Here is a 13,415-nt window from a genome sequence, read left to right as displayed (position 1 = left end):
GAGAGGGAAGGGCCCCGCGCCGCAGGCGTGGGAAGGGTGAGGGCGACGATAGCCCCGTAAGCTAAGTCACCCTCATCCGGCGCTTCGCGCCACCTTCTCCCGATGGGAGAAGGGAAAGAGGGGATCGCCGCTTAACCGGAAAGATACCCTCGATGCCGACCAACGTCCTCTCCGCCTACAATGCGCTGATCGCCTCGGGCGAGCTCCGGCCCGATGCCGAACAGGCCGCCGCGGCGGCGCGGCTGGCCACGCTGGCGACCGAATTGGAGGCCCCCACCGCCAGCGGCGGCATGTTCTCCCGCCTGTTTGCCAAGAAACCCGAGGCGCCGCGCGGCGTGTATCTGTGGGGCGGGGTCGGGCGCGGCAAATCGATGCTGATGGACCTGTTCTTCGATTGCCTGAAGATCACCGCCAAGCGCCGCGTCCATTTCGGCGAGTTCATGCTCGAAGTGCATCAGCGCATCGCGGCCGAGCGCGCCAAGGAATTGGGCGATCCGATCGTCCCGGTGGCGCATGCCATCGCCGCGGAGGCGCTCTGCCTGGCGTTCGACGAGATGATGGTGACCAACAGCCCCGATGCGATGATCCTGTCGCGGCTGTTCACCGAATTGCTCGCGCAAGGCGTGGTGATCGTCACCACCTCCAACCGGCCGCCGTCGGATCTGTATCTCGGCGGGCTCAACCGCGAGCATTTCCTGCCCTTCATCGCGCTGATCCAGGCCAAGCTCGACGTGCTGACCCTGAACGGGCCGGTCGATTACCGCCGCGATCGCCTGGGCAGCCAGCAGACCTGGCTGGTGCCCAACGGTCCCGAGGCCACGCGCCAATTGTCGGACGCATTCTTCCGCCTGACCGACTTTCCGGTCGAGGATCGCGAGCATGTGCCGAGCGAGGAGATTGCGGTGCAGGGCGGGCGCACATTGCACGTGCCCAAGAGCATCAAGGGCGTCGCGGTGTTCAGCTTCAAGAAGCTGTGCGGCGACAATCGCGGTACCGCCGATTACCTCGCCATCGCGCGCAAATACCATACGGTGATCCTGGTCGGCATCCCCAAGCTAGGGCCGGACAGTCGCAACGAGGCGGCGCGCTTCGTCGGGCTGATCGATGCGCTGTACGAATATAAGGTCAAGCTGCTCGCCGCCGCCGATGCCGAGCCGGATTGCCTGTACGAGACCGGGGATGGGCGGTTCGAGTTCGACCGCACGGTCAGCCGGCTCGAGGAAATGCGCTCGGAAGACTATCTCGCCGCGGGCCATGGCGTGGAGTGAGCTCTTATTGATATTGCGAACGATTTGCAATATTGCTGGTCCAGCAATGCTTTAGCGGTTGCCCCACAGGCCAAACAGGCCTAGAGCGCGGCAACTTTAGCAACTTCGAAGGACGATGGATGGCCCGCAAGAAGATCGCGCTTATCGGCGCGGGGAACATCGGCGGGACGCTCGCGCATCTCGCGGCGCTCAAGAATCTCGGTGATGTCGTGCTGTTCGACGTGGTCGAGGGCATTCCCCAGGGCAAGGCGCTCGATCTCTCGCAGTGCGGCCCGGTCGAAGGTTTCTCGGGCAAGATTACCGGCACCAACGATTATGCCGATATCGCCGGCGCCGACGTGATCATCGTCACCGCCGGCGTGGCGCGCAAGCCGGGCATGAGCCGCGACGATCTGCTCGGCATCAACCTCAAGGTGATGAAGGCGGTCGGCGAGGGCATCGCCGCCAACGCGCCGGACGCATTCGTGATCTGCATCACCAACCCATTGGACGCAATGGTTTGGGCGCTGCGCGAATTTTCCGGCCTGCCGCATCACAAGGTCGTCGGCATGGCCGGCGTGCTGGATAGCTCGCGCTTCAGCCATTTCCTGGCGGAAGAGTTCCAGGTGTCGGTCAAGGACGTCACCAGCTTCGTGCTCGGCGGCCACGGCGACACGATGGTGCCGGTGATCCAATATTCGACCGTCTCGGGTATCCCAATCCCCGATCTGATCGCCATGGGCCGTTCGACCCAGGAGAAGATCGACGCGATCGTCGCGCGCACCCGCGCCGGCGGCGGCGAGATCGTCGCGTTGCTCAAGACCGGCTCGGCTTATTACGCGCCGGCGACCAGCGGCATCGCGATGGCCGAAGCCTATCTGTACGACCAGAAGCGCGTGCTGCCGGCGGCGGCGCACCTCACCGGCCAGTACGGTATCGATGACCTGTATGTCGGCGTGCCTGTGGTGATCGGCGCCGGCGGTGTCGAGCAGATCGTCGAGATCGCGCTGGACGAGGAAGCCAAGGGCAACCTTGCCGTGAGCGTTGATGCGGTCAAGGAGCTGCTGGTCGCTTGCAAGGGGATTGATAGCTCGCTGAACTGAGCGCCATTGTGCTCCCGCGAAGGCGGGAGCCCAGTCTGGGCCCCCGCCTTCGCGGGGGAACAAGGGGCTGGGCGATGCGCGAGGAACGGGCAGGGTACGTTTACATTATGGCGAGTGCCAAAAACGGCACGATCTATATCGGAGTAACGTCGAACCTTCCCGCCCGAGCCTATCAGCATCGTACTGGTCTGGTTGAAGGGTTTACGAAGAAATACGGCTGCAAGACGCTGGTTTGGTACGAGGCACATGACACGATCGATGGCGCCCGGCTTCGCGAATTGCAGATGAAGAAATGGAAGCGGCTTTGGAAGCTGACGGAAATTGAAAAGATGAATCCGGACTGGGACGATCTGTTCGAGTCTTTGTTTTAGGTCTGACCCCCGCCTTCGCGGGGGAACAAAAGTTTGGAGCTGGCATGAGCATCCTCGTCGACAAGAATACCAAGGTCATCACACAGGGGATGACCGGCAAGACCGGCAGCTTCCATACCGAGGCGGCGCTGGCCTATGGCACGCAGATGGTCGGCGGCGTGACGCCGGGCAAGGGCGGCACGACGCATCTCGGCCTGCCGAACTTCAACACGGTGGCCGAAGCGGTTCATGCCACCGGCGCGACGGCCAGCGTGATCTACGTGCCGCCGCCCTTCGCGGCGGATTCGATCCTCGAGGCGATCGATGCCGAGATCCCGCTAATCGTGTGCATCACCGAGGGCGTTCCGGTGCTCGACATGGTCAATGTCAAGCGCTCGCTGTCGGGCTCCAAGTCGCGCCTGATCGGCCCGAACTGCCCGGGCGTGCTGACCCCCAACCAGTGCAAGATCGGCATCATGCCGGGCTCGATCTTCAAGGAAGGCTCGGTCGGCGTCGTGTCGCGCTCCGGTACGCTGACCTACGAGGCGGTGTTCCAGACCTCGAACGCCGGGCTCGGCCAGACCACTGCGGTAGGCATCGGTGGCGATCCGGTCAACGGCACCAACTTCATCGACGTGCTCGAGCTGTTCCTGGCCGACGATGCGACCAAGTCGATCATCATGATCGGCGAGATCGGTGGCTCGGCCGAGGAAGAAGCCGCGCAGTTCCTGCGCGACGAAGCCAAGCGCGGCCGCAGCAAGCCGATGGCAGGGTTCATCGCCGGCCGCACGGCGCCTCCGGGCCGCCGCATGGGCCATGCCGGGGCAATCGTGTCGGGCGGCCAGGGTGGTGCTGAAGACAAGATCGCGGCGATGGAAGCGGCCGGTATTCGCGTGGCGGATTCGCCCAGCGAACTCGGCACGACCTTGCTGGCGGTGTTGAACGGTTAAACCTAAACCCTTCTCCCTGTGGGAGAAGGTGGCCCGTTAGGGCCGGATGAGGGTGATGGGCACAATGCCTAGTCGTCGCCCTCACCCTCCCACCCGCTTCGCGGGCGGGCCCCTCCCTCTCCCCATGGGAGAGGGGAAGTAGAGGTAAGTGTTATGGGCTATGAAGGCCAGGATTTCGCGGATTTTGCCGGTGGCGTAAGCCCCGCCTTCATCGAGACGCTGTATGCGCGGTTCAAGGAATCGCCCGACAGCGTCGAGCCATCGTGGCGCACCTGGTTCGAGGGGCTGGAAGGCTCCGCACAGGGGCCGAGCTGGGAGCAGGCCAATTGGCCGCTCAGCAGCACCGACGACCTGACCTCGGCGCTCGATCCGACGCAGATGGAGCCGGCGCCAAAGCCCGCCCGCGGCGGCGCCAAGCCGGCCGCTGCGGCGGCACCGGCCGCTGCCCCCAGCCAGGATGCGATCGCCAAGGCCGCCGCGGATTCGATCCGTGCCATGCTGCTGATCCGCACCTACCGCGTGCGCGGGCATCTGGCCGCCAATCTCGATCCGCTGGGGCTCAAGCCGACGCGCGAGCTGCCGGCCGATCTCAAGACCGAATATCACGGCTTCTCCGAAGCGGACATCGATCGCCCGGTCTATCTCGGCGGCACGATGGGGCTGCAATGGGCCACGGTGCGCGAACTCGTCGACACGCTGCGCGCCAATTATTGCGGCAATGTCGGCCTCGAATTCATGCACATCTCCGATGTCGAGGAGCGCCGCTTCCTGCAGGAGCGGATGGAAGGCAAGGACAAGGCGATCGAATTTTCGGCGCTTGGCCAGAAGGCGATCCTCAACAAGGTGATCGAAGCCGAGCAGTGGGAGAAATTCTGCGGCCGGAAGTATGTTGGCACCAAGCGTTTCGGCCTCGACGGCGGCGAGAGCATGATCCCGGCGCTCGAAAGCCTGATCAAATATGGCGGCCAGATGGGCGTCAACGAGATCGTCTTCGGCATGGCGCATCGCGGCCGCCTGAACGTGTTGACCAACGTGATGGCCAAGCCGTTCCGCATCATCTTCCACGAATTTGGCGGCGGATCGGATAACCCCGACGACGTGGCCGGTTCGGGCGACGTGAAATATCACCTCGGCACCAGCACGGACCGCGAGTTCGACGGCATCAGCGTGCATATGTCGCTGGTTGCCAATCCCTCGCATCTCGAGGCCGAAGATCCGGTCGTTTTGGGCAAGGTCCGCGCGATCCAGACAATTGCCGGCGATACCGAGCATACCGCGGCATTGCCGGTGCTGATCCACGGCGACGCGGCGTTCGCCGGCCAGGGCATCGTGTGGGAGTGCCTCGGCTTCTCCGGCATCCGCGGCTACAATACCGGCGGTTGCGTGCATTTCGTGATCAACAACCAGATCGGCTTCACGACGTCGCCACAGTTTGCGCGCTCGTCGCCTTACCCGTCGGACGTCGCCAAGGGCGTCCAGGCACCGATCTTCCACGTCAATGGCGACGATCCCGAGGCGGTGACCTTCGCCACCAAGATGGCGATCGAATTCCGCCAGAAATTCCACCGCGACGTGGTGATCGACATGTGGTGCTATCGCCGCTTCGGTCATAACGAGGGCGACGAGCCGAGCTTCACCCAGCCGCTGATGTATGATCGCATCCGCGCGCATCCGCCGGTCAGCGAAGTCTATGCCGCCAAGCTGATCGAGCAGAAGGTGATCGATCGCGCCTGGGTCGACGACAATATCAAGCAGTTCACGACCTTGCTGGAAGGCGAGTTCGAGGCGGGGGCGAACTATAAGCCGAACAAGGCCGACTGGTTCGCCGGGCGCTGGTCCGGGCTGCACGCGCCGGCCGATGCCGAGACCGCGCGGCGCAGCGTCGAGACGGGGATTGAGCAGAAATTGTTCGACTCGCTCGGCCGCACGCTGACCACGGTTCCCGAGGGGCTGACCGTCCACAAGACGCTCAACCGCGTGCTCGATGCCAAGCGCGAGATGTTCAAGTCGGGCACCAATTTCGATTGGGCGACGGGCGAGGCCTTGGCCTTCGGCGCGTTGCTGTCGGAAGGCTATGGCGTGCGTTTGTCAGGCCAGGATTCGGGCCGTGGCACGTTCAGCCAGCGTCATGCGGTGTGGGTCGATCAGACCGACGAGCACAAATATGTGCCACTGCAGACGATGGAGCATGGCAGCTTCGAAGTGCTCGACAGCCCCTTGAGCGAATATGGCGTGCTCGGCTTCGAATATGGCTATGCGCTGGCCGATCCGAAGACGCTGGTGCTGTGGGAAGCGCAGTTCGGCGACTTCATGAACGGCGCTCAGATCATGATCGATCAGTTCATCGCCAGCGGCGAGGCCAAGTGGCTGCGCGCCAACGGCCTGGTGATGCTGCTGCCGCACGGCTATGAAGGGCAGGGGCCGGAGCATAGCTCGGCGCGGGTCGAACGTTTCCTGCAATTGTGCGCGCAGGACAATATGCAGGTCGCCAATTGCACCACGCCGGCCAATTATTTCCACCTGCTGCGCCGGCAGATGCATCGCTCGTTCCGCAAGCCTTTGGTCGTGTTCACGCCCAAATCGCTGCTGCGCCACAAGCTGGCCGTGTCACAAGCGGCGGATTTCACCGGCGACAGTCATTTCCGGCGTATCCTCAGCGACCCCTCGGCCCCGGCGGCGGAGAACGTCAAGCGGCTCGTCTTGTGCACCGGCAAGGTCGCCTACGATCTGATGGAAGCGCGCGACGCGGCGGGCGACCAGAACACCGCGATCGTGCGGCTCGAGCAGCTCTATCCCTTCCCAGGCGAGCCACTGGTCAAGCGCTTGAAGGCGCTGACCAACCTCGAAGAAGTGGTGTGGGCGCAGGAAGAACCCAAGAATAACGGCGCGTGGAGCTTTATCGAGCCGTTCATCGAACAGGCGCTGATCGAGGCGGATGGCGCGGTGAAGCGGCCGCGTTATGCCGGGCGCTCGGCTTCGGCATCGCCGGCCACCGGTTTGATGCGGCGTCACCAGCTGGAGCAGGCGGCGCTCGTCGCCGATGCGCTGGGCCATAATGTGCGCGGTGAAATTCGCCGCACGCAGAAGAATTAAGGGCCGGCATCCTTGTGTTCCTGCGAACGCAGGAACCCAGGGTCCGACAGAGTAACCCTAGGCTCCTGCGTTCGCAGGAGCACAATAGGAAGTGAGCAAGATGGCAACCGAAGTAACAGTCCCCGTCCTGGGCGAATCGATCACCGAAGCGACGCTCGGCGAATGGCTCAAGCAGCCCGGCGACAAGGTCGCCGTCGATGAGCCGATCGCCAGCCTGGAAACCGACAAGGTGTCGGTCGAAGTGCCGAGCCCGGTGGCCGGCGTGATGGGCCAGCATGCCGTGCAGGTTGGTGAGACCGTGCTGGTCGGCGCGATGATCGCGACGATCGATGCGGGGGACGCGGCGCCCGCCACGGCCGCCGCGCCGCAGCCGGCGGTCCTGTCGTCGCCGGCCGCGCGAGCATCGCCGGCCGACACGGCCGGGCAGCAGGCGCCGGCCGCGCCGAGCGATGGCCCGGCTGCTTTGTCCCCGTCGGTGCGCCGCGCGGTGCTCGAACACGGCGTCGATCCTTCGACCGTCAAGGGCACCGGCAAGGACGGCCGCATCACCAAGGACGACGTCGCCACCGCCGCCAGCAGCAAGCCAGTGCCGGCGCCTGCCGCCGAGGCCGCCGTCGCGCCGTCGATCGCTGCATCGACCGGCCGCAAGGAAGAGCGCGTGCGCATGACGCGGCTGCGCCAGACGATCGCCAAGCGCCTGAAGGAAGCGCAGAACACCGCCGCCTTGCTGACCACGTTCAACGACGTGGACATGACCGCCGTCATCGAGGCGCGGGCCAAGTACAAGGATCTGTTCGAGAAGAAGCATGGCGTGCGGCTGGGCTTCATGGGCTTCTTCGTGAAGGCCGCGTGCATGGCGCTGAAGGACATTCCGAGCGTCAACGCCTCGATCGAGGGCGATGAGATCGTCTATCACGATTATGCCGATATCTCGGTCGCGGTGTCGTCGCCGGGCGGGCTCGTGGTGCCGGTGGTGCGCGATGCCGATCAGATGTCGGTGGCGCAGGTCGAGAAGACGATCGGCGATTTCGGCCGCCGCGCCAAGGATGGCAGCCTGAAGATGGACGAGATGAAGGGCGGTACCTTCACCATCTCCAATGGCGGCGTGTTCGGCTCGCTGATGTCGACCCCGATCATCAACCCGCCGCAGTCGGCCGTGCTCGGCCTGCACCGCATCGAGGACCGCGCGGTGGTGGTGAACGGGCAGATCGTGATCCGGCCGATGATGTATCTGGCGCTGAGCTATGATCACCGGCTGATCGACGGGCGTGAAGCGGTGACGTTCCTCGTGGCGCTGAAAAATGCTATCGAGGATCCGACCCGTATCTTGATCGACCTGTAAGGGATGCAGCGATGAATTGGCGCGACCATATCCACTCGGACCCAGGCATTCTCGGCGGCAAGCCGGTGGTGAAGGGCACGCGGATATCGGTCGAGATCATTCTGGATTGGTTGGCGGCGGGGTGGAGCGAAGCGGAAATCTTCGAAAACTATCCCCGTCTGTCGCCCGATGCGCTGAAAGCGGTGTTTGCCTTTTCCCGCGAAATCATCGCGGAGCAGCTTTACGCCACCGTGCCAAAGGCTGCGTAAGGGGTGCGATTCACTATCGACGAAAATGTCCCGTTGATAGTGGCAAGGGCACTTCGCGCGCTCGACCATGACTGTCTCGTCATCGCGGAAGCCGACCCGGCGGCCCATGACGATGACATCATGGGCCGGTCCCGCAACGAAGATCGGATTCTCGTAACGTTCGATGCGGACTTCAGTCGAATGATCTTTCACGAACTTCAGCCGCCGCCACCCGGCGTCGTCTATATGCGCGGCCGTCCCGACCAAGCCCTTCTTGTTTCCCAGACATTCATTGCGATGTTTGGGAAGGGGGCACTCGAACCACGCGGCCGCTTCATCGTCATCGAACCGAGCGGCGACGTCCGCAGCTTGCCTTTGGGAATTGAACATGGCTGACTATGATTTCGACGTTCTGGTAATCGGCTCCGGCCCCGGCGGCTATGTCGCGGCGATCCGCGCAGCGCAGCTGGGCTTGCGCACCGCGTGCATCGAGAGCCGCGAGACGTTGGGCGGGACCTGCCTCAACGTTGGCTGCATCCCCTCCAAGGCATTGCTGCATGCCAGCGAATATTTCGATGCCGCAGCCAACGGCACGATGGCCAAAATGGGCATCAAGGTCACGCCCGAGCTCGATCTGCCGCAGATGCATGCGCAGCGGCTCGATGCGGTCAAGCAGCTGACCAACGGCATCGCCTTCCTGTTCAAGAAGAACAAGGTCGAGTGGATCAAGGGGCGCGGCGCGTTCGTCGATGCGCATACGGTGCAGGTCGGCGAGCGTTCGGTGACCGGCAAGGACATCATCATCGCTACCGGCTCGTCGGTCACCCCGCTGCCCGGCGTGACGATCGACCAGAAGATCGTGGTCGATTCGACCGGCGCACTGGAGCTGGAGAAGGTGCCGACGCACATGGTGGTCATCGGCGGCGGCGTGATCGGGCTGGAACTGGGCAGCGTGTGGCGCCGGCTCGGCGCCAAGGTGACCTGTGTCGAGTTCCTCGACCAGATCCTGCCCGGCTTCGATGGCGAGATCCGCAAAGAATCGAACAAGATCTTCAAGAAGCAGGGCATCGAGTTCGTGCTGTCGACCAAGGTGACCAACGTGGCCGTGTCGGGCGAGACGGCGACGCTGACGCTGGAGCCCGCCGCGGGTGGCGAAGCGACCACGATCGAGGCGGATTGCGTGCTCGTGTCGATCGGCCGCCGCCCCAACACCGATGGTTTGGCGCTGGATAAGGCCGGGCTTACCGCCAACCAGCGCGGGCAGATCGAGATCGATCACCGCTTCCAGACGGCGGTCCCCGGCGTGTGGGCGATCGGCGACGTCGTCCCCGGCCCGATGCTGGCGCATAAGGCCGAGGATGAGGGCATTGCCGTGGCCGAGAACATCGCCGGGCAGACCGGCATCGTCAATCACGACGTGATCCCGAGCGTGGTCTATACCTGGCCGGAAATCGCCGGTGTCGGCCTGACCGAGGAAGCGGCGCGCGAGAAGGGCGAGATCAAGGTCGGCAAGTTCCCGATGGCCGGCAACAGCCGCGCCAAGACCAATCACGAGCCCGACGGCTTCGTGAAGATCATCGCCGACGCCAAGAGCGACCGCGTGCTCGGCGTGTGGGCGATCGCCAGCGTCGCCGGCACGATGATCGCCGAGGCGGGCTTGGGCATGGAGTTCGGCGCAACGTCGGAAGACATCGCCTATACCTGCCACGCGCACCCGACGCATTCCGAGGCGATCAAGGAAGCGGCAATGGCCGTGCGCGGCAAGGCGATCCACGTTTAAAGCGAGGCACGGTGCTTACCATGTCACCCCGGGCTTGACCCGGGGCCCGCTTCTTGTGATCCGTCAGAAGTGAGAAGCTGGGCCCCGGCTCAAGGCCGGGGTGACGGGTAAGGGGGGCGTCGATATCTGGTCGGGCCGCGCCGTGCAGTGGCACTGTCCGACGCGGCATTTGCCCCTGTTTGGGCCGGTTGTGCGGCGGTCGGAAAGATTATCGCGATCGTCTCGCAAGCGCACAAAAAAGCTCTTGAAGCCCGAAAGCGGCTTTCCTATATCCGTTTGGCAGGGCTCGTGTCCCCCCCTTTCGCGGGTCTTGCTGCTCACCTTTCAGGTGAGCTCCTCCCTGAACCTTGGCCACCTCGTGCGAAAGCACGGGGTGGTTTTTTTTAGGCTTTATTCGGCGGCGAGCGGGGTCGATCCGGCCAGCGCCTCGTCCGCCAAAGCGTCGATCATACGGCGCAGCAAGCGCGCCATCGCGGGCAGCCCTGGCCCGGGCAGGTCGCGCGTGGCATCGAGATAGAGCGCGCGATCGAACTCCACCTGGACGGCATGGACGCCGCGCGCCGGCGCGCCGTGGCGATCGAGGATGTGGCCGCCGGCATACGGCGTGTTGACCGCACAGGACAAACCGGCGGCGCATACCGCCGCCTCGAGCCGCGCGACGAACGATGCCGCCGACGACCGCCCGAAGCGATCGCCGAGCACGATCTGCGCCCCGCCGGGCAGCGATGGCATGGAATGCAGATCGAGCAGCACGGCCACGCCGAACACCGCCTGCGCCCGCGCCAGCGCCGCCTGCAGCGCGGCATGATAGGGGCGGTGCGCGCTGGCGATGCGCGCCATCACTTCCTCGCCGTCAAGCTTGCGGCGCCACAGTTCGCCGGCGCTGGCGATGCGCCTGGGGATCAGGCCCAGCCCGCCGCGCAGCTTGGCCGAGGGCAGGCCCAACATGCGCCGGTCGGCACCGCTATCGATGTGCGGATCGCGTTCGTTCTCGGCGCGGTTGAGATCGATCGCGGCGCGGGCGATGCGCTGGACCAGCATCGTCTCGCTGGCGCGCGCGGCGATCGCCAGCGTATCGACATGGCGATCCTCCAGCGGCACCAGCGCCTGGACCGGCACGCGCAGCGCGGCGCGCAGCGCCAGCGGATAGTCGCGCCCGGCATGCGGCACCGACAGCACGACCGGGCTGACCGGATGATCGGGGCCATAAAGATCGAAGGGCAGGGGGGTGGGCATCGGGGCCACCCTATGCCGCGCGGTGCGCCGCGGCAATTCGTCTGGCTCGGCTGGAATTTCTTAAGTGCTTTGGGCATAGACTGGCGCCCAGCACGGACGGATGACCAATTGCATGATCAGAATATTGCTTGCCGAGGACGACCGGGTGATGCGCGAATATCTCACGCGTGCGCTCGAACGGTCGGGCTATGCGGTGAGCGCGGTGGACCGCGGCACGGCGGCGATCCCGTTGCTCGAAACCGAACATTTCGACCTGCTGCTGACCGATATCGTGATGCCCGAAATGGACGGCATCGAACTGGCGCAGCGCGCCGGCGAGATGGTGCCGCAGCTGCGCGTGATGTTCATCACCGGCTTTGCCGCAGTGACGCTGAAGGCGGGCAAAACGGTGCCGCAGGCGCGGGTCCTGTCCAAGCCGTTCCACCTGCGCGATCTCGTGCTGGAGGTCGATCGGATGTTCGAGCTGGAGCATGTCAGCGGCAATGTCTGAATAACGCATGGCGGCGCTTGCGCAGGGGCAAAGCCTTCGCTAAAGCCGCCGCTCGCTACGGTTCGCCGCAGCACGTGGGCGTGTAGCTCAGTGGTAGAGCACTGTGTTGACATCGCAGGGGTCGCAAGTTCAATCCTTGCCACGCCCACCATTAAAGGCCCTGGCCACTCCTCGAGTGCCGGGGCTTTTTTGCGTCTGGCGATTGGCGGCGGGGGCGGCCCGTGGATTAGCGAAGCTGGCCGGAGCGTTGTTGCAGCAACGCGCAAATATTACTTCATTTGCTGAGGCTATTGCTCGACACGGGGCAGGGGAAGGCACTAGCGTTACGCTGTCTTCTGGCCGCCGACGATCCAGCAGCCGGGATACATATCGATCTTTGATCTACGCCAGACGACGATGTTTGCAGGCGCCTTGCCGTCGTCCTCAGCGACCTATCGTGGAGAGAGTTTTTGAGCCGTATTATACTTTTCGGTACCGGTAGCGCTGCGCTGGATTTCCTGAGCATGGTGCCCGACACAGTCGAGATCGTCGGGCTGATGGACAATGATGCGTCCAAGCACGGCAGCGTCGTTTCCGGGCATCAGGTGCTTGCGCCGAGCGTGCTGCGCGATCTCGATTTCGACTATGTCGTCATTGCCGCGCGCGCGGTCGATGCGATCGCCGCGGGATTGATCGGCAACGGCGTTCCCGAAGACAAGATCGTCGCCTTCTATCCGAGTTACAGCCAGAAGCTGCACCAGGCGGCCAACCGCGACCTGCGCATCCTGACCGAGACGTTGGGGCTGACGCTGCCGCCAATGGGGCTGGCGACGATGTATCTCGATCCGATGGCGAGCGACGAAGTGATCGACGCGCCGCAGCGCGATTTCGTGCGCAACCAGGCGTTTCGTTTGGCCGCGCGGCAGATCACCAATCTGGGCGTCGACGGGGCGATCGCGGAACTGGGCGTCTATCAGGGCGATCAGGCGATGCTGCTCAACACGCTGTTCCCCGATCGCCCGCTCTATCTGTTCGATACCTTTTCGGGCTTTTCGGAAAAGGATCTGGGGTCCGAGGCCGGGCAGAGCTTTTCCACGGCGTCGGTGGGCGATTTCGCCAATACTAGCGTCGCCTTGGTGATGGGCAAGATGCCGTACCCCGACCAGATCAAGATCTTCCAGGGCTATTTCCCCGAGACGGCAAGCGGGATCGAGGAGCGCTTCGCCTTTGTCAGCCTCGATGTCGATCTGTACGAGCCGACACTGGCGGGGCTGGAATGTTTTACGAGCGGCTAAGCCGTGGCGGCTACATCTTCGTGCACGACTATAACAACCGCCGCTACATGGGCGTGCGCAGCGCGGTGGATCAGTTCCTGAAGACGTCGGGTGCCGCCTGTGTGCCGCTGCCGGACTTTGCCGGCTCGGTGATCATCGCCAAGTGACGATCACCTGCTCGGCTCACAAGGGGCCGAGCAGGTGATCGGTTGGCAGGTGCGGCCGAAAGCTCATCGCGCTTGTTGCCGACCCTCGCAACGCGTCGCGGCGAGCGCCGGATGGAGCCCCAGAAGGTGTCGTTCATCACCCGATCGGTCTGCGTGAGATCGCCGGCGACATGGGTT

The 13,415-nt window shown here is 64.2% G+C and carries 13 protein-coding genes and 1 tRNA gene; 13 read left to right on the top strand and 1 reads right to left on the bottom strand.

The annotated features are described in order from the left end of the window. Positions 1-152: 152 nt before the first annotated feature. The 9 genes from zapE to lpdA all read left to right on the top strand — a co-directional run bounded on the left by zapE (position 153) and on the right by lpdA (position 10,092). Entirely contained in the window at positions 153-1,268 is a 1,116-nt protein-coding gene (zapE, locus tag U1739_RS07405; protein WP_332705896.1) for a cell division protein ZapE, read from the top strand. Positions 1,269-1,387: 119 nt separating this feature from the next. Beyond that, complete coding sequence (gene mdh, locus U1739_RS07400; RefSeq protein ID WP_332705893.1) at positions 1,388-2,350, top strand: malate dehydrogenase; 963 nt, start codon at positions 1,388-1,390, stop codon at positions 2,348-2,350. A gap of 74 nt (positions 2,351-2,424) precedes the next feature. Further along, the gene (locus U1739_RS07395; RefSeq protein ID WP_332705890.1) at positions 2,425-2,721 is read left to right on the top strand and encodes a GIY-YIG nuclease family protein; all 297 of its coding nucleotides are present in this window, start codon (positions 2,425-2,427) and stop codon (positions 2,719-2,721) included. Between the two features lie 44 nt (positions 2,722-2,765). Next, positions 2,766-3,650, top strand: a complete 885-nt coding sequence (gene sucD / locus U1739_RS07390) for a succinate--CoA ligase subunit alpha (RefSeq protein ID WP_332705887.1) — start codon at positions 2,766-2,768, stop codon at positions 3,648-3,650. A 153-nt stretch (positions 3,651-3,803) separates the two neighbouring features. Further along, positions 3,804-6,743 (top strand): 2-oxoglutarate dehydrogenase E1 component, encoded by a 2,940-nt coding sequence (locus U1739_RS07385; protein ID WP_332705885.1) that lies wholly within the window; start codon positions 3,804-3,806, stop codon positions 6,741-6,743. A 100-nt stretch (positions 6,744-6,843) separates the two neighbouring features. Then, positions 6,844-8,085 (top strand): 2-oxoglutarate dehydrogenase complex dihydrolipoyllysine-residue succinyltransferase, encoded by a 1,242-nt coding sequence (odhB, locus tag U1739_RS07380; RefSeq protein WP_332705882.1) that lies wholly within the window; start codon positions 6,844-6,846, stop codon positions 8,083-8,085. A gap of 11 nt (positions 8,086-8,096) precedes the next feature. Continuing rightward, complete coding sequence (locus tag U1739_RS07375; RefSeq protein ID WP_332705879.1) at positions 8,097-8,333, top strand: DUF433 domain-containing protein; 237 nt, start codon at positions 8,097-8,099, stop codon at positions 8,331-8,333. A 3-nt stretch (positions 8,334-8,336) separates the two neighbouring features. Further along, on the top strand, positions 8,337-8,708 hold the full coding sequence (locus tag U1739_RS07370; protein WP_332705876.1) for a DUF5615 family PIN-like protein: 372 nt from the start codon (positions 8,337-8,339) through the stop codon (positions 8,706-8,708). Continuing rightward, on the top strand, positions 8,701-10,092 hold the full coding sequence (lpdA, locus tag U1739_RS07365; protein ID WP_332705873.1) for a dihydrolipoyl dehydrogenase: 1,392 nt from the start codon (positions 8,701-8,703) through the stop codon (positions 10,090-10,092). The genes U1739_RS07370 and lpdA overlap by 8 nt, the downstream gene beginning before the upstream one ends. A gap of 390 nt (positions 10,093-10,482) precedes the next feature. Here lpdA and U1739_RS07360 read toward each other — a convergent pair whose 3' ends face one another. Next, a complete protein-coding gene (locus U1739_RS07360) occupies positions 10,483-11,328 on the bottom strand; it encodes an N-formylglutamate amidohydrolase (protein WP_332705870.1) in 846 nt (281 codons plus the stop codon). 112 nt (positions 11,329-11,440) lie between these two features. Here U1739_RS07360 and cpdR point away from each other — a divergent pair, with 112 nt between their 5' ends. From cpdR to U1739_RS07340, 4 genes are all read left to right on the top strand, one after another. Further along, the gene (cpdR, locus tag U1739_RS07355) at positions 11,441-11,818 is read left to right on the top strand and encodes a cell cycle two-component system response regulator CpdR (RefSeq protein WP_332705867.1); all 378 of its coding nucleotides are present in this window, start codon (positions 11,441-11,443) and stop codon (positions 11,816-11,818) included. 76 nt (positions 11,819-11,894) lie between these two features. Beyond that, a tRNA-Val gene (locus tag U1739_RS07350) sits at positions 11,895-11,969 on the top strand. Between the two features lie 298 nt (positions 11,970-12,267). Beyond that, positions 12,268-13,092 carry a TylF/MycF/NovP-related O-methyltransferase gene (locus tag U1739_RS07345; protein ID WP_332705864.1) on the top strand — a complete coding sequence of 275 codons (825 nt, stop codon included), beginning with the start codon at positions 12,268-12,270 and terminating at the stop codon, positions 13,090-13,092. Continuing rightward, a complete protein-coding gene (locus tag U1739_RS07340; RefSeq protein ID WP_332705861.1) occupies positions 13,074-13,238 on the top strand; it encodes a hypothetical protein in 165 nt (54 codons plus the stop codon). The genes U1739_RS07345 and U1739_RS07340 overlap by 19 nt, the downstream gene beginning before the upstream one ends. Positions 13,239-13,415: the final 177 nt, after the last annotated feature.

This window comes from Parasphingomonas puruogangriensis (assembly GCF_036663635.1).
Lineage (GTDB): Bacteria > Pseudomonadota > Alphaproteobacteria > Sphingomonadales > Sphingomonadaceae > Sphingomonas.
The sequence above is the reverse complement of the archived record's forward strand: the minus strand, read 5'-3'. Positions and strand labels throughout refer to the sequence as shown.